Source organism: Armatimonadota bacterium, assembly GCA_023511795.1.
Taxonomy (GTDB): domain Bacteria; phylum Armatimonadota; class UBA5829; order DTJY01; family DTJY01; genus JAIMAU01.
Window position 1 is genome coordinate 368,469 of record JAIMAU010000001.1, and the last position, 16,098, is coordinate 384,566.

At 47.0% G+C, this 16,098-nt stretch carries 15 protein-coding genes and 1 tRNA gene; 14 read left to right on the top strand and 2 right to left on the bottom strand.

From position 1 onward, the window contains the following. The first annotated feature begins 35 nt into the window (after window positions 1-35). The 3 genes from K6T99_01565 to K6T99_01575 all read left to right on the top strand — a co-directional run bounded on the left by K6T99_01565 (window position 36) and on the right by K6T99_01575 (window position 4,043). Window positions 36-680, top strand: coding sequence for a 1-acyl-sn-glycerol-3-phosphate acyltransferase (locus K6T99_01565; GenBank protein MCL6518496.1), 645 nt, complete (start codon window positions 36-38; stop codon window positions 678-680). Window positions 681-1,020: 340 nt separating this feature from the next. Next, the gene (locus tag K6T99_01570; GenBank protein ID MCL6518497.1) at window positions 1,021-1,722 is read left to right on the top strand and encodes a response regulator transcription factor; all 702 of its coding nucleotides are present in this window, start codon (window positions 1,021-1,023) and stop codon (window positions 1,720-1,722) included. A gap of 185 nt (window positions 1,723-1,907) precedes the next feature. Further along, entirely contained in the window at window positions 1,908-4,043 is a 2,136-nt protein-coding gene (locus K6T99_01575; GenBank protein MCL6518498.1) for a PQQ-binding-like beta-propeller repeat protein, read from the top strand. Window positions 4,044-4,140: 97 nt separating this feature from the next. On the opposite strand, the gene K6T99_01580 is transcribed toward K6T99_01575, so the two are convergent. Further along, window positions 4,141-4,728, bottom strand: coding sequence for a GNAT family N-acetyltransferase (locus K6T99_01580; protein MCL6518499.1), 588 nt, complete (start codon window positions 4,726-4,728; stop codon window positions 4,141-4,143). A 99-nt stretch (window positions 4,729-4,827) separates the two neighbouring features. Continuing rightward, window positions 4,828-5,397: a PRC-barrel domain-containing protein gene (locus tag K6T99_01585; GenBank protein ID MCL6518500.1), complete on the bottom strand. Its 570-nt coding sequence runs from the start codon at window positions 5,395-5,397 to the stop codon at window positions 4,828-4,830. Between the two features lie 346 nt (window positions 5,398-5,743). Between K6T99_01585 and K6T99_01590 the strand changes: the two genes are divergently transcribed. The 11 genes from K6T99_01590 (at window position 5,744) to K6T99_01640 (ending at window position 16,092) form a co-directional block, all read left to right on the top strand. Then, window positions 5,744-6,736 carry a stage 0 sporulation family protein gene (locus K6T99_01590; protein MCL6518501.1) on the top strand — a complete coding sequence of 331 codons (993 nt, stop codon included), beginning with the start codon at window positions 5,744-5,746 and terminating at the stop codon, window positions 6,734-6,736. 11 nt (window positions 6,737-6,747) lie between these two features. Then, window positions 6,748-6,969: a zinc ribbon domain-containing protein gene (locus K6T99_01595; protein ID MCL6518502.1), complete on the top strand. Its 222-nt coding sequence runs from the start codon at window positions 6,748-6,750 to the stop codon at window positions 6,967-6,969. Between the two features lie 77 nt (window positions 6,970-7,046). Further along, on the top strand, window positions 7,047-9,023 hold the full coding sequence (gene metG / locus K6T99_01600) for a methionine--tRNA ligase (protein ID MCL6518503.1): 1,977 nt from the start codon (window positions 7,047-7,049) through the stop codon (window positions 9,021-9,023). Window positions 9,024-9,190: 167 nt separating this feature from the next. Beyond that, window positions 9,191-9,610 (top strand): hypothetical protein, encoded by a 420-nt coding sequence (locus tag K6T99_01605; GenBank protein MCL6518504.1) that lies wholly within the window; start codon window positions 9,191-9,193, stop codon window positions 9,608-9,610. Between the two features lie 353 nt (window positions 9,611-9,963). Beyond that, complete coding sequence (locus K6T99_01610) at window positions 9,964-10,512, top strand: hypothetical protein (GenBank protein MCL6518505.1); 549 nt, start codon at window positions 9,964-9,966, stop codon at window positions 10,510-10,512. A gap of 398 nt (window positions 10,513-10,910) precedes the next feature. Beyond that, window positions 10,911-11,726: a M55 family metallopeptidase gene (locus tag K6T99_01615; protein MCL6518506.1), complete on the top strand. Its 816-nt coding sequence runs from the start codon at window positions 10,911-10,913 to the stop codon at window positions 11,724-11,726. An 84-nt stretch (window positions 11,727-11,810) separates the two neighbouring features. Then, the gene (gene nagZ / locus K6T99_01620) at window positions 11,811-13,412 is read left to right on the top strand and encodes a beta-N-acetylhexosaminidase (GenBank protein MCL6518507.1); all 1,602 of its coding nucleotides are present in this window, start codon (window positions 11,811-11,813) and stop codon (window positions 13,410-13,412) included. A gap of 88 nt (window positions 13,413-13,500) precedes the next feature. After that, window positions 13,501-13,589: transfer RNA gene (locus tag K6T99_01625), tRNA-Ser, on the top strand. Between the two features lie 387 nt (window positions 13,590-13,976). Then, on the top strand, window positions 13,977-14,165 hold the full coding sequence (locus K6T99_01630) for a hypothetical protein (protein MCL6518508.1): 189 nt from the start codon (window positions 13,977-13,979) through the stop codon (window positions 14,163-14,165). A 168-nt stretch (window positions 14,166-14,333) separates the two neighbouring features. Next, complete coding sequence (locus K6T99_01635; protein MCL6518509.1) at window positions 14,334-15,407, top strand: nucleoside 2-deoxyribosyltransferase; 1,074 nt, start codon at window positions 14,334-14,336, stop codon at window positions 15,405-15,407. A 103-nt stretch (window positions 15,408-15,510) separates the two neighbouring features. After that, window positions 15,511-16,092, top strand: a complete 582-nt coding sequence (locus K6T99_01640; GenBank protein ID MCL6518510.1) for a hypothetical protein — start codon at window positions 15,511-15,513, stop codon at window positions 16,090-16,092. Window positions 16,093-16,098: the final 6 nt, after the last annotated feature.

The following is a 16,098-nucleotide window of genomic DNA, read 5'->3' on the forward strand; positions in this document are numbered from 1 at the left end:
TTTTTAATATAAAAGTTTGTTTGTCATATCGAGAAATGCTGTACTACATTGGACGCACACTTTTTAGGCTCGCATTTTGGCTACTTGGTGGGTTAACATCAGTTGGGGCCGAAAATATACCTCCTAGCGGCGGTGTTATTCTTGCGCCCAACCATAGGAGCTTTGCGGACCCCCCTGTAGTGGGATGTGGAATGAATCGAAAAGTTCATTATATGGCAAAGGAAGAGCTTTTCAAAGTTCCAATACTTGGCAAGCTCATACGTGCTGTTGGCTCCTTTCCAGTTCGGCGCGGAACGGCAGACCGAGCTGCTCTCAAGAAGGCGATTAAGATGTTGGAAGAAGGGCGTGTGATTTGCATCTTCCCCGAGGGTACTCGAAGTGTTGATGGAAAACTGAAAGACCCAGAGTTAGGCATTGGCCTTGTAGCACTCAAATCAAGGGCGCCGGTTGTGCCAGTTGCTGTTTTGGGAACAGATAAAGTACTAGGCCCTCATTCTAAGCTTCCTAGAAGACATCCGATTAAAGTAGTCTATGGCAAGCCGATTACCTTTGACGACTTGTATGAGGGAAGCCATGGACGCGAAGCCTTGGAGGAAGTTGGCCGTCGGACAATGGATGCGATTGCTCGCCTTCTAGCCGAAGCAGGTGACCCTAAAGCAACCGAAAGAAAACAGTCCTAAACTTTACACAGAGCTATTGACAAAACGTTTACAAATACTTATACTTTTTTGTAGCTGGCTCTCGCAAAAGCCTCGAGTGAAAGCATTGTATGCTGAATATTTAGTCAGCCCAGCGTCCACCTTCCGAAGCCGCAAAACCGCAGGGTGTGCAATCTTCGATTGGGCGCATCTTCACGGATGACTGACGCATGGCGGGAGCGCTAATTGGAAAACCGTTTGCTTATCTTTATAGGGTTTTGCAACCCTGTGGTATTATTATTTCCCGCAGGTCTAATTGAAAGCCTTATGCAACAGCAACACTAAGATCTTAAAGCGTTCAACGGAAGAGAGGTTTTTGACCGTGGCCAAACAGAAAGTTCTTGTAGTTGACGATGATGAAAACACTTGTGAATTGGTAAGGCTTCAGTTGGAGATGGCCGGATTCGAGCCAGTGTGTGCTTATAACGGAAAGGAAGGACTAGCAGTTGCCCGCGAGCACCGGCCCAATTTGATAATCCTCGACCTTATGCTCCCAGAGTTAGATGGAATAGAGGTATGCCGTGAAATTCGACGTTTCTCCGATGTCCCAATTATTATGCTAACAGGCAAGGGTGATGAGTTCGATAGAGTACTTGGGTTGGAAATGGGTGCGGATGACTATGTAGTAAAGCCGTTTAGCCCGCGTGAACTTATCGCCCGAGTAAAGGCAGTCTCGCGGCGCACGAAGCAGGCGGCAAGCCAAGAAGACCAGCAGGTTCTAAACTTCCCCGGTTTCTATATTAACCTTCTTTCAAGGGAAGTAAGGGTTAATAACGAAAAGGTAAGCCTAACTCCAAAAGAATTCGATTTGCTCTGGCATTTGGCAAGCAATCGAGACAGAGTGTTCACTCGTGAGCAGCTCCTTAAACAGGTTTGGGATTATGATGAGTTTTTTGGCGACGAGCGAACGGTGGACCAGCATGTAAAGCGGCTAAGGCGAAAAATTGAAAGAGATAATTCTTCATGTAGGATAGCTACCATTTGGGGAGTTGGCTATAAGTTCGAATTTAACAACAATAAGTAATGGCAGCTTACAACCAGTTTGGTCTGAGTTGGCTCGTAATTTAAGCGATAGAACCCCACGAAATTACATGAACCGCACATTCATATGCCTAAGGGTTCGATTGATCATTCTCCGAAGGATTTTTCCCTTGCAGTGATGAACTTCTATTCTGAATAATCCTCATTATTCCTTCTAGGAGGTTTTTGATGCGGTCTAACTTTATTTTAAGGCCAGTGTTGCTTGCCAGCCTGGCCATCTTACTGTTAATTGTCTCATTTGGATGGGCACAAGATATCCCAGATTTTACTTTTATCCATGGCAGCGACTCACATCTGCCTGACAGTATGTCTTCAACGCAATCAGTAATAAGCGAAATCGCAAATCTCGGCGAAATAAACTTGTTGCCTTATAAAGTAACAGTACCTGCGCCGTCTTTTGTCATAGTAACTGGCGACCTTACGGAGTTTGGTCCTTTCCAGGGCGGTCTTGATGCTTATCTTAACTGCTGGAAGAATGTAAAAATTCCTATCTACAACCAATCTGGCAATCATGACGGTACATGGTATTGTATCCGCCGCGCACTTCGTAGATGGCATGGGTCGCACTGTTATTCATTTGATTTTAACGATTGCCACTTCATTGGTTTAGATACCTCCACACCTCAAGATCCTCGTCCGACCATTACGACCGAACAGCTTCTTTGGCTAAAAGAGGATTTCAAGAAGGTGAAGCCTACTACGCCGGTTTTTCTATTCTTTCATCATCCCCTATATGGAAGTGAGTTTGCAAGCGAATTCGAGTGCGATAGGCTTGTAGATATTTTGCGCCCTTATAATGTCGTTCTTATGATGGCTGGGCATTCACACGGACATGTACTTGCAAATGCAGTGGGATATGATCTTGTAACCGGTGGTTCGTTCTTAAAGCCTGACCCGGGGTTTAGCATAGTATCTGTAAAAGATGGCATTCTGCGCGTTGCATATAAAAAAGCGGGAGAAAAGGATGCTACTATTCCGATTCTTCAGAAGCCACTTTCTATAAAAAGCACCTATCCCGAAATCAAAATATTAGAGCCCCAGGAGGGCAAAGTATATGCAGGCGACTCAGTTCCTGTAATTGTAACTATTACTGGAAATACTAGCCGTATAAATGTGGCCACCTATAAGGTTGATGGAGAAGTTGTTGGCGATTTTATGTTGGAGATGGAACAATACAAAGATTCCCTAGATATACGCCAGCTTCAGCCTGGCGCTCATTACCTAAAAGTTACTTTTACCGACGAAAATGGTAGCACCTTCCAAAAGTCGGTAAGCTTCTACACGGAATCATCTTCGGGTGCTAAAGCTATTTGGCGAGCATTCGCGGGCGGTTCATGTAAAGGCGCGCCTGCCATTACCAATGATGCGGTTTATGTTGGTGCTACTGATGGCAAGCTTTATGCTTTTAGACGTTCAGATGGAAAACTGCTCTGGACTTTCAAGACAGGAGGCGAGATACTGTGTCAGCCACTTGTGGTGAATGATACAGTATATTTCGGCTCAGGCGATGCTAAATTCTATGCTGTTGGCATAGATGGTAAGCTGAAATGGTCATATAATGCAGGCGGTCCTATTTATTCTTCACCTGTGCTGGCAGGTGATTTAATAATATTCGGATGCAACGACTCCAAGCTCTATGCACTCAATTCATCCGGAAAATTAGTTTGGGCGAACGATGACGCCGCCTATACTATTGAGAGCAAACCATTTGTTGACGGCGATACTGTTTACTTTGGCGCTTGGGATACTTATGTTTATGCTGTTGACGTCAAGACTGGTGCCACAAAATGGAAATGTGTTGGCTATGGTTCAGCAACAAAGCCTGCAGCTAGATATTATAGTCCAGCCGACTGTGGGCCCGTTGTTTCAAATGGCAAGGTGTTTATTGCAGATAGGAACATGAGTTTAAGCATAATAGACGCCGCTTCGGGCAAGATGTTAGATCACCGCGATAACTGCGCAGGGGTGGGGCTGTCCGAGGACGGACAACATGTATACCTCAGAGGCGATTCGAATAATGTCACAAAGATAGATCTTGAGGGGAAAGATGTCTGGAGCGTAAATGCTGGCGTACGGTTCATGCCAGCGGCCCCGACTGAGCGCGACGGCGTAGTTTATGTATGCACAAACACTGGCACGCTAAAAGCTTTATCTGCTTCAGATGGCAGCCTTTTGTGGACTTATCAGGTTACTCCGCGTCTTTTCGTAATGTCGAGCGTTGAGGCAAAAGACGGCGTTGCCTTCGTCACTGGCATGGATGGTAGCATAACGGCAATCTCAGGAGGGTCAACCATAGCGAATTAAAAAATCTCGCCAGACCTTGGAGCGAGATTTAATAAAATGGCGGGGGTGCTTCCCGCCATTTTTCTATATCTAATAGCTTATTTTCTAGAACTAGATTTTATAATTGTCGCCTGAGCCGTATCTCATCCCTTCGGGGTATTCCGGCGAACCCTACTTGGACCTCGTTGTCTTTGGCAATGAAGTTAGGTTTCACATCATATATTTGGAATCCATTTTTCTGGTAGAAGTAAATCGTCGGAAGGTCATCATTAGGCGTGGAAACCAAAACTTCTTTCTTTTTTTCGGACGAAGCCTTCTCAATGAGGCGTTCTATGAGCATGCTACCTGCTCCCAAACCCTGATATCCTGGTAGAACATCAAGCATTACGATTACCAAAACCTCGGGTTCAATTGCATAGGAAAGCACTCCAGCTATGTTGCCATTTGAATCCGCGACATAGGCAGGCAAGCTCAATAAATCATATTCTTTATCCAGGGAACTTACTTTTGTCTTGCCTTTAAAGTATTCTGCTAGCTGCTTTATTCGTGAGTAATCTTCAGGGGTTGCTTCTCTTACCGAAAGGCTGTCGGATGAGCCAAAACTAAGTCTCGATACTACCTCGATGCGGGCGTGTTCGGCGCAAACAGGGCGGCCGCTCCGACCACAAACGAATAACGCATCAGCCCCACAAATTGTGCATTGCATACGCAGTCTCCTGAGGCAAACTGTCCAAAAGCTAATACATATAGAAATTAATATTTGCTCTTAGAATATCAAGCGCCTAGGGATTTGTCAACGAGTAAACTACCACTCTTCTTCTTCCTCCTCTCCTTCCTCCTCTTCCTCCTCCACTTCCACTTCCTCTTCCTCTATCTCTTCTACTTCTTCTACTTCTTCTTCTTCTTCTATCTCTTCTTGTTCGCCGGCAAGCGTGAGACGCCCTGGTGGCCTCACATATCCGCTGGCAGGCTCCTCGCTTGGCCCAACCGCCTGGCTGGACCAATATTCGTAGTAGGGTTCAAATGCGGGAGCCCCCTCATGAAACTCTGGTGCCAAGCGAATTTTCTCTGCGTGAGTCAGAATGCGAACCGCGTCGTCGAGAATTTCTAGCTCTTCAACCGGAACGAGGACGTGTTTTCCACCCATACCAACCATGCCATTGAACTCAATTGCCGCCATTTCGACCTGACGATTGCGCGGATTCACATAAAGGTCTTCAACAATTCCAACCTCCTCGCCAAGAGGATTGACTACCGCATGGCCGCGGATGTCGGGATAATGATTGAGATAATCTTCTTGATCTTCAAGGTCGCTGAGCTTTTCTAAAATCAATGGCTCGTGGGTACCCGGCTCTTCCATCGATATTTCAGTCATCAGCACCACTCCTCTCTTTAAAAAATATTTTCCTGAGTTCATTTACCCTAGAATGCCGTGCTCAAACTTATGACAATGGAAATATGCGTGGCTGCGTGCTTAATTGGCAAACACTTTGTGATGGTATCTAGAATGCTTGATAATCTTAACTTTGCTATGTTAGAATACTTTGTCATTTGCAAGAGCAAAGCGATGCTCGCAAATACGAAGCCGCAGGGGTTAATAACTGAGCTATAAGAAAATATATCTCCTTGAAAGCACCCGGTGGCACTGGCGCAGAACTTTAATTCTTACACATCCAAGTGGGCTATTGAGCGTCAATAGCCCATTTGAGGAAACATAAAGAATGCCTGTAGTAGTTGGAGTGTGCTTTAAAAAGGTTGGGAAGATATACTACTTTGATCCTGCCGGGCTTGACTTGCAGGAAGGTGATTTCGTCATTGCCGAGACTGCGCGCGGCATCGAGTTAGGCCAGGTAATGACCGAAGTCCGCGAGGTTCCCGAGGAAGAAATAGTGCCGCCTTTGAGAAATATTCTCCGAAAGGCAACGCCTGAGGATTTCGAGCGCGAGGAGAGCAATAGACAGAAAGAAGAGCATGCTTTTCGAGTTTGTGCTGAAAAAATCCAAAAACACAACCTGCCAATGAAGCTAATCGAAGCTGATTACTCATTTGACGGTTCTCAGGTGACGTTTTATTTCGCCGCCGAAACGCGAGTTGATTTTCGCGAGCTTGTAAAGGACTTGGCAAGCACTTTGCGAATAAAGGTTCAGCTTCACCAAGTCGGCGTGCGCGATGAAGCCAAGTTTTTTGGCGGTTTGGGGATGTGCGGGCGAGCGTTGTGCTGCGCAACTTTCCTAAAGGATTTCGAACCAGTCTCCATGAAAATGGCAAAAGAGCAAAGTCTTTTCCTCAATCCTATCAAGTTTTCCGGCATATGTGGCAAGTTAATGTGCTGTTTGAAATTCGAATATCCAATCTATAAGGAGGCTAAGTCCAGGCTTCCAGCAGTCGGCTCCACGGTAATGACGCCAAGAGGTCCAGGCAAAGTAACAGAGGTAAACATTATTAAAGAGGTACTTACGATTGACTTTGGCGAGGGGATCATTAGCCACTATCCCGCTTCCGAGGTTAAAGTAGTTTGTAGCTTATCCAAAGAAGAAAATGACAGAGTGGAAGACGAGCAAAGGGAAGCCGAGTTTCAACCGCCTTCGATGTGCAGATGTCCTGCAGAAAGTTGTTCTGCGCATTTGATAAACCAAGAAGAGGGCGATTTTGAGCCCAGGGAAGAGCGATTCCAAGAGATTCCTAGCGACTACAAAACGCAGAAGGAGCAGTAGAAGATTAGACAATGCCAATATACGAGTTTAAGTGCCAAAATTGTGGAACGCGGTTTGAGAAACTCTGCAATATTAACTCTGCAGCGAGCGGTATAAATTGTCCAAACTGCGGCGCTTCTGAGGTGCGCCGTCTAATATCTGCATTTTATTCACATGGTAGTAGCTCACCTTCGAGTTCAGGCTCGTCGAGCTGTGCGTGTTGCCAAAAATCAAGCTGCGCGGGTTGCAAATAAAAGTTGCTTGCGAAAGCGTAATAAGCCTCAATTGGAAGTTTGTTAATTAAGAAAGGGTTTATCTCGTGTGTAGAAAAATTGACAAAGTATTCTACATAACAACGCCTATTTATTACGTAAATGATGTGCCACATATTGGCCATACGTACACCACTACCGCCGCAGATGTCCTAGCTCGGTTCAAGCGTCTGCAAGGATTCCGAGTGCTGTTTGGCACAGGCACCGATGAAAATGCACCAAAAGTTGCAGAAGCTGCTGAGGCAAAAGGGCAAACACCTCAAGAGTTTGTGGATGAAATTGTCTCCGAATACCTAGAGACTTGGAAGCGCATGCACATCGCTTACGACGACTTCATTCGCACAACTGAGGAAAGACATCGTCGCGTTGTAGAAGCAGTGTTCGAAAAGCTGCTTAAAAGCGGGGATATTTACAAGGACTTCTATAAAGGATGGTACTGCATCTACGATGAAACCTTTTTCCGAGAATCCGAAGTCGTCGATGGCTTGTGCCCCAATCCTGAGTGCAGAAGGCCAGTTCGCTGGGTAGAAGAAGAGAATTATTTCTTCCGCCTCTCGGCATACGGCGATCGCCTGCTCGAGTACATTGAGTCGCATCCGGATTTTCTTGGCCCAGAATTCAGAAAGAACGAGGTAATCAGCTTTATCAAAGCTGGTCTAAGAGACGCTTGTGTTACGCGAGCTTCTTATGGATGGGGCATTCCAGTCCCCGGCGATCCAGAGAAAGTCATCTACGTTTGGTTCGACGCCCTTCTTAATTATCTCACCATGGCAGGATATTTGTCAGATGAACGGAAGTTTGCCGAAGTATGGCCGCCCGATGTTCAACTTATGGCAAAGGATATCTTTGTAAGGTTTCATTCCACGTTGTGGCCTGCCATGCTAATGGGCTTAGATTTGCCGCTTCCTAAGCGTATATATGCACATGGGTTCTGGACCGCCGAGGGTGAGAAGATGTCGAAATCAAAGGGGAATGTCGTAGCGCCGGTGCAGCTCGCGGAAGAAATTGCCGCCATGTCGCAAGCAGACTTGGATATCGCCATAGATGCGGTGCGCTACTACCTTATGCGTGAGGTAACTTTTGGGCTAGATGGCGATTTTTCACGCGCTGGTTTGATTGGGCGATTTAACTCAGATTTAGCAAACGACCTTGGAAACCTCCTGAATCGAACTCTGCCGCTTCTTCACCGCCATCGGGGCGGTGTCGTGCCCGAGCCGGCGGCTGACGATGAGCAAAGCAGAAACCTTGCTGACACGGTCTTGAAAATGGTCGAAGAGGTTGCGGAGTGCATTGACCGCCTGCAGTTCAGCGAGGCGCTTAGTTCGATTTGGGGTGTAGTCGCCCGTGCAAATAAGTATTTGGAAGAACAAGCGCCTTGGCGACTTGCAAAAGATGAAACAAACGGCTTGCGATTAGATACCATACTGTATACTGTGCTAGAAACAGTTCGCACAATTGCAATTGTCATACAACCCTTTATGCCTACGGTTTCGCAAGCTATTTGGAGCCAGCTCGGCATACCCGAGCCGCTTTCAGAGCAGTCTTGGGATGACGCGGCCGCTTGGGGAAAGTTGAAGCCGGGAACACGCACAGCCGAACCTAAGCCGATATTTCCGCGAATAGAGACCAAAAAGATTGCTTTAACTCAGGCTGGCGAAAGTAAACGCCCCGCACCAGCGGTGGCGGCAGAACGCAAGGAGGATAAGCAAGTGGAGCAAATTTCGTTTGAAGAATTCAAGAAAATTGACCTGCGTATCGGGAGAATTGTTGCCGCCGATAAAGTCGCCGGAGCTGACAAGCTCCTCCAGCTTAAAGTTGATTTAGGAACAGAGCAAAGACAAATTGTTGCAGGAATAGCTCAATGGTATTCACCTGAGGAATTGGTTGGGCGTGAAATTGTTGTAGTGGCTAACCTAGCTCCCGCAAAAATCCGCGGCGTGGAATCAAAAGGTATGCTTTTGGCAGCAGACGTTGACGGCACAGCGGTGCTATTACAACCCGATAAAGAAGTTCCTCCTGGCTCTGGCGTAAGATAATGCAAAAAGAGCGGAGACTATAAAAAAAGTCTCCGCTCTTTTTGTTGCTGGTTTTATCAGCTACTTTTGAACATTATTAGATTTGGAATAGTCTAATTGAATAGCGCATGATTGCTTAAACGTGAGCACAGTTCGCGCCCACCCCAGAAAAGAGGAGGAGAAACAAAATGTTTTCAAGCACGCATGGAAAGGTCCTAATCGCAGTGTTAGCGCTGGTGGTGCTAGTCAGCATGATCGCAATCTTGGCGAGCAATCCCAGACATGCGCTTGCTCAAGTGCCGCCTGCTCTTGATGAGCGGCCTGCACCAGCACAGCCTCCCAGCCAGCCACCCATGGGCGATATGAATATGACGCGTCGGCCCATGATGGGTCTAGGTGGTATGTCAATCGCCGCCAATGAAAAGTATGTTTATGTAGTAATGGGCGGCACGATTTATCAGTTTACTGCTGATACCCTCAAAAAGGTCAAGGAGACGACCATTTCACCTGCGGCACAGACAACACCAGGCGGAATGATGCCCCCAATGAGCCCAAACAATTCGCAAAGGATGCCTCGTCAAATGGGCACACCAAGCCAAAATCCTTAAAGAAAATAAAGAGAATAGTTATAAAGATTAACTACCAGCGTCTCTTTCTATATTAGAATAGGGACGCTTTCTTTTATCGGAAAAATTTGACGAGGAACGGAGAGTATGCTACATTTTTGCAACATAAGGTCTGCAAAAAACCGCAATGATTTTTAAAAGATTTTTATTTCTCACTTTACAACACCAAGGACATGTGATACACTTATGCGCAGAAGGCACGTTCCAAGTTGAATAGCCATGCTATTCAACCTCATCCGATTCAACGAAAGTGTTCTCGTGGTACTCACAGTCCTCGCGACCACTATTCTAACGGGTATATAGCCTTCAATTTAATGTAGAGGTACTCGTCGCCCTTGAGAGTCGTGGAGATACTTTTCTATGACCAAAACAGGGTCAAATTGGTCGTCGAGATGTCTGACCCGACTCGATACTCGACAGAACATGCTCCGCACATCCCTCGCTTGCTCTTTAAGCTATTTCCACATTTAGCTCGGCACCGATGCGACAATGACAACGGATACACATTCAAGAAAGAATGCCGAAATACTGAGATTCCACACCTTTTTGAGCATCTTATTATCGAATTGCAGGGTCAAGTTCAAAAAACTAAGATTCTCAAAGGCGAGACACAATGGAACTGGCGAATAGATCCTAGAGGCCGCTTCCATGTGTACGTTGACTACGAAAACGAAATCCTTGTTCTCGGCGCAATCCGACTTGCGGAACGCATAATCAATGCCCTCGACGACCGCAGAATTGATGAAATTGACATTGATAAGGAAATCGGGCGTCTAAAAGAGCTAGCCGCTCTTGGAATGGAGATTGCTAATCCCAGCCAAAAGCGAAGTGAAGCACATTCTGCATCAAATCTGTCGCCAACGCCTACAACCGCAAACCTTTAGCCAAAAAGCCAAAGTAAAAATACGAATACGATAACCTACTAATTTAAAAAATCTGTACCTCCCGTGAGAACATATTTCCAGGGTTTCTCTCTATTTCGCCCCCAAAATTTCAACTTCGTTTGCCTTCTGGAGTCCTCCCTCCGCCGCAAAAGGCTAGCAAATTCTTGAGCGAGAGTCCAAAACAAAATTGTTGCTGTAATGATGCCTAAATGAAAAATTGCAAACTACATGATTTAGCGTGCCTCATAAAAAATATCTGCGACAACGAAGGAGTTGTTGGAGCTTGCAGATAAAATTATGAAAACGTTATCATTTTTTCGCTGAAACTGGTTGACTATCTGAGCAAGCGTAGTTATAATAAAGAAAAAGCGGGCTGTTTGCACTGTGGAGACCACCCGTTGAAAATTTATATCTCAGTAGATATTGAAGGGATAACGGGACTGGTACACTTTCACCAATATTCGGCAGAAAGCGGCCAGCAGTACGATATGAGACTGCAGATGACGCGCGAAGCAAACGCCGCCGTGGCAGGAGCATTCGAAGGCGGTGCAACCGAGGTATTGGTGAATGATGCCCATGGAACCCAAAAAAACCTTATACCGTTTGAATTGGATAAAAGAGCTAGGCTAATCCTAGGGAATACCAAGCCCCTTTCGATGATGCAAGGGATAGATGAATCATTCGACGGGGCTTTCTTTGTCGGCTACCACGGCGGCGCTGGAATGCAGGCAGTGTGTTCCCACACGTACACCGATTATGTGTCAGAGGTTAGATTAAACGGACAGCCTGCCGGCGAGGTTATGATAAATGCGGCAGTCGCAGGATACTTCGGAGTCCCCGTCGCGCTTGTGACCGGCGATTCCGCCGTCTGCAATGAAGCGTTGTCTATCCTCGGCGCAGTCGAAACGGTAGCAGTAAAAGAACCCATAACAAGGGCTTCAGCCAAAAGCTTGCATCCTGAAATCGCATGCGAGCGGATTAAAGCCGCCGCTAAGTCAGCCGTTGAGCGGCTATCGGAGCTGGAACCATTTACATTGGAACCCCCTATCCGATTAGCGATATCCTTTACACACGCTGGCTGTGCGGACCGCGCGGAAATCATGCCTGGCTCACGGAGATTGGATGCCGTCACAGTCGGCTACGAGTCAGAAGACTTTCACAATCTTTATCGCGGATTTCTGACAATGTTGGACTTAGCGGGAACAGCCGCATAACGGGTAAAAAAACTATTTGGATAATGTAGAGCCAACGCTGTTTGCTCAATTAATCAGAAAGTCGAATTATCACAAATGGTAGATATGAATCTAAAGGAGAAAATTGGACAGCTCCTAATGTTCGGCTGGCAGGGTGAAACAGCCGAAGAAAACCTGAAAGTGTCCGCTCACGCTCGTGCGCTTGTTGAAGAATTCAAAGTAGGCGGAATTATCCTTCTTGGAAGGAACGTTCAAAATCCAGAGCAGGTTGCAAATACCCTAAACGAGCTCCAAAGCCTTTCGAAGCTCCCCCTTTTTATAGCGGCCGACCAAGAAGGCGGCCTAGTTACGCGCCTTAAGGACCCATTCACCATCTTTCCAGGGAACATGGCTCTTGGAGCTACAAGATCGCCGGATTACTGCTACAAAGCCGCGAATACAATTGCTGAGGAGCTATTAGCAGTCGGCGTTAATTTTAACTTCGCACCATGCGTTGACGTAAACATCAATCCAGATAACCCCATCATCGGCGTACGGTCGTACGGGGAATCACCTGAACTTGTCGCAGAGCTGGGAGTTGCCGCTATAAAAGGCTACCAATCCGCTGGAATCCTTGCCTGTGCCAAGCATTTCCCCGGACATGGCGATACTTCGGTCGATACTCACCTTTCACTGCCTGTTATCCCTTACGACCGCGATCGCCTAAACGCAGTTGAACTAAAACCCTTCGCTGAGGCAATAAAAGCCGGCGTGGCATCAATCATGACAAGCCACATTGCCTTTGCCGCACTCGATGGCAAACTGCCAGCCACCCTTTCAAAAAGCATTCTCACCAACCTCCTCAGAGAAGAAATGGGATTCGACGGCCTTGTCGTTACCGACTGTCTTGAAATGAAAGCCATCGCAGACAACTTCGGCACCGCCGAAGCCGCAATTCTCGCCTTAAACGCCGGTGTGGATATCCTGCTCGCTTGCCACACTCTCGAAGTTCAGGCAGAAATCCGAGATGCGTTAATCCGAGCAGTTGAATCAGGCGAAGTACCAGAGCAGAGAGTGGATGAGGCTGTCGAAAGGATACTTGCTGCAAAAGAAAAATTCGACATTGAGTCAAAACGCTTTGTTAAGGTGGAAAAGCTTCGAACGGTCATTGGCGCAGATGACCACCGCAATCTCGAACTCGAAATAGCGCACAAAGCCGTAACCGTGCTTAGGAATAAAGACAAAATACTGCCGCTCAAACTTGGCGAAAATGACCAAATACTTGTGCTAGGGATGCATCCAGCGACCGAGTCGTTCGCTCAAGCAATAAGAAAATATCACAAAAATACAAAGCACTTACGCGTAAGTGCTTCGCCCAGCCCCGAGGAGATTTCTCGGATAAACCAGTTGATGAAGCAGTCGAAAGTTGCGCTTCTAACAACTTGCCCTTCGGAGCCGTGGACGAGAGGCTTTATTAAAGAAAAAATCCAAGCCGAATTTGTAAGTCGCATGCTGAATTCCAAAACTCCCGCCGTGATTGTAACTGTAAGGGAACCATACGACCTGCGGCATTTCCCCGATTCGAGAACGTGCATAGCAACTTACGGATACCCCGCAGCAACCGTACAGGCAACCGCAGATTTGATATTTGGCAAAGTAAGGCCAAGCGGCCGCCTCCCCGTAAGCGTTCCCGGATACGCAGATTTCGGGGCCGGTATTAGCTTCTAACAAGCCGAAGCCTAAACATCCAATCCAGCCAGCAAAAATTTTCCATCTCTTCACGATTCGCCCCAATTCTGCTATAATAAAAACGAGCGGAGGGGTGCCGGAGTGGTTTATCGGAGCGGTCTTGAAAACCGTCCTGGCGATGAGCCAGCGCGAGTTCGAATCTCGCCCCCTCCGCCATTCCATTAAGTGGCTGCAATTCTCCAAAAAATTCAACCTTCCACCGCTTGCGCATCTCAAAATTCTCTGCCACAAAATAAACCCGTCCAAATATGAGCATAAGGAAAATCACCAAATGCATAAATAATCCAAATAGCTCCGCTGAATATCCCAACCTAAAGTCTCAGAAGCCGGTGCATAAAAGACCAAAATAAAATAAAAAACCAATATCCACAGCGCTTTTTCCCAATTCCAATTTCGCTTGGAGCAGGGGCTACGTTATTGAGCCTGAAAAACAAGAGGCTCGTAGCTTTTTCCAAGAAGATTGCCGCATCCAGCAAATCCATTGCAAGCTAAAATAGCCGATATTTACCTTGTTACCATCGCTTGGTGCTTGTGTACCATCAAATGGTTGGCGTGTACCATCCGATGGTTGGCGTGTACCATCGAATGGTTGGTGTATACCATCGGATGGTTGGCGTGTACCATCGGATGGTTGGCGTGTACCATCGGATGGTTGGTGTATACCGTCGGATGGTTGGTGTATACCATCGCTTTGTAGCAAAAGATAATTCCATGGTTGCGCTTGCCATCTAAGGCGCATCCAATCCAGGCTCAGAGAGCATATTTAATCTGCAATGATAAGCCAAAAATCTCGGAAGCAAACAAAAGATCCAGCTTATTGGCGGCAATTCGCAGTACGTATATTGACCGTCTCATCTCGACATGATAGAATATGCAAGCTGAGGATAGGAGGAATAATCGTTGTTTGAACCAATCCCCGACTTTGAGCGCCTACGCAAGGCTTTAACCTGCGATGGAGAACCCGACAGAGTTCCGCTATGCGAATTGGGCATTAGTCCGACAGTTATGCCGCAATTTATCGGGCGAGAGGCGAAAAATCTTGAGGACTACGCAGAATTCTACGCGAAGGCGGGCTATGACTACCTGAAGGTAACCCCAATTTACAATTGGAATCCCGAGGGCAGAGTGCCAAAGGAAGGCGTTCGCAGGGGAGCTGGCAAAGCCGCAGACACAGATACCGAGGTGAGCATTCAGTATGCTCCAGAAGGCGAGGGGATAATTACAACACTTGAAGATTTCGAGACCTACCCCTGGATGGACGTTGAGGATGTGGATTTCAGCGTCTTTGACCAAGCGAACAAGATACTCCCCGACGGCATGCAGATAATAGGCCACCAAGGCGACATCTTTACCAACGCTTGGTGTTTGATGGGATTTGAGACATTCTCCTATGCGATGGTTGAAGAGCCAGAGTTAATTGAAGCCATGTGCCACAAGTGCGGGGAGATAATCTACGAAATCTTCGAGGTTATAGCCGAGCAGGAAAACATCGGCGCTCTTTGGCTTTCCGACGACATTGCATACACGGAAGGCCTAATGGTTTCGCCATTGTTCCTAAGGAAGCACATATTCCCGTGGTTCAAGCGCATTGGGAACCTAGCGCGCAAGATAGACGTCCCATATATGTATCACTCTGACGGCGACCTTTGGCAGGTAATGGATGACCTAATAGACGACATCGGATTCAACGCACTGCATCCGATTGAACCGAAGGCGATGGACATAAAAGAGCTTAAGGAGAAGATTGGCGACCGCGTTTGCTTGATTGGAAACATCGACCTAGGATACACGCTCACCAGAGGCACGCCCGAGGAGGTAGAAGAAGAGGTTAAGGAGAGAATACGCGATATTGCGCCGGGCGGCGGGTACTGTGTTGGTTCTAGCAATACCGTGCCTTACTACGTTCCTTCCGAGAACTTCCGCGCAATGGTGGAAGCAACGCTCAAATGGGGAAAATACCCAATCAGCATTTAAATTTTCATCTGAGAAAACCGAGCAAATTGGAGTAAGAGAAAGTCCTTCGATTCGCCGATATTTACAACTTTTCCACAATCAAAACTAATGCGGAGTAGCACAAATGGCAAAATACATCTCACTGGCGATAATTCTAGCATTTGGACTAATGATTGCCGGATGCGGAGGCGGCGGTGGTGGAGGCGGTTCGTCCCTCACAATTAGCCCTAGCTCCGTTACCCTCAATATTGGGGGGACGAAAACATTCACGGCAAGCGAGCCTGTTGACTGGCGGGTAGCTGAGATTAATGGAGGTACTATAACAACAGGTGGAGTTTACACCGCTCCGAACGTGGCTGGGACTTATCATATTGTTGCGACAAGCAAGGCAAACCCTAGCAAGGTGGCAATTGCGACGGTATTCGTTGCCGCCAGTGGGACTAGCGTTATCATAGACCCAAGCAGTGTTGCACTTAGGCCAGGTGGGAAGGTAACGTTCTATTCAAACATACCCGTTAACTGGAGAATACAGGAAACCAACGGCGGAACCATCGTTCCTTTGAGTGAGACTTCGGCAGAATACACTGCGCCCTCGAGAAACGGCGATTATCACGTTATCGGCACAAGCAAAGCAGACCCGACAAAGAGTGGAACTGCAAATATATTTGTAGACAGCGATCTCCCTCCTCCTCCGCCACCGGGTTAATTTGGC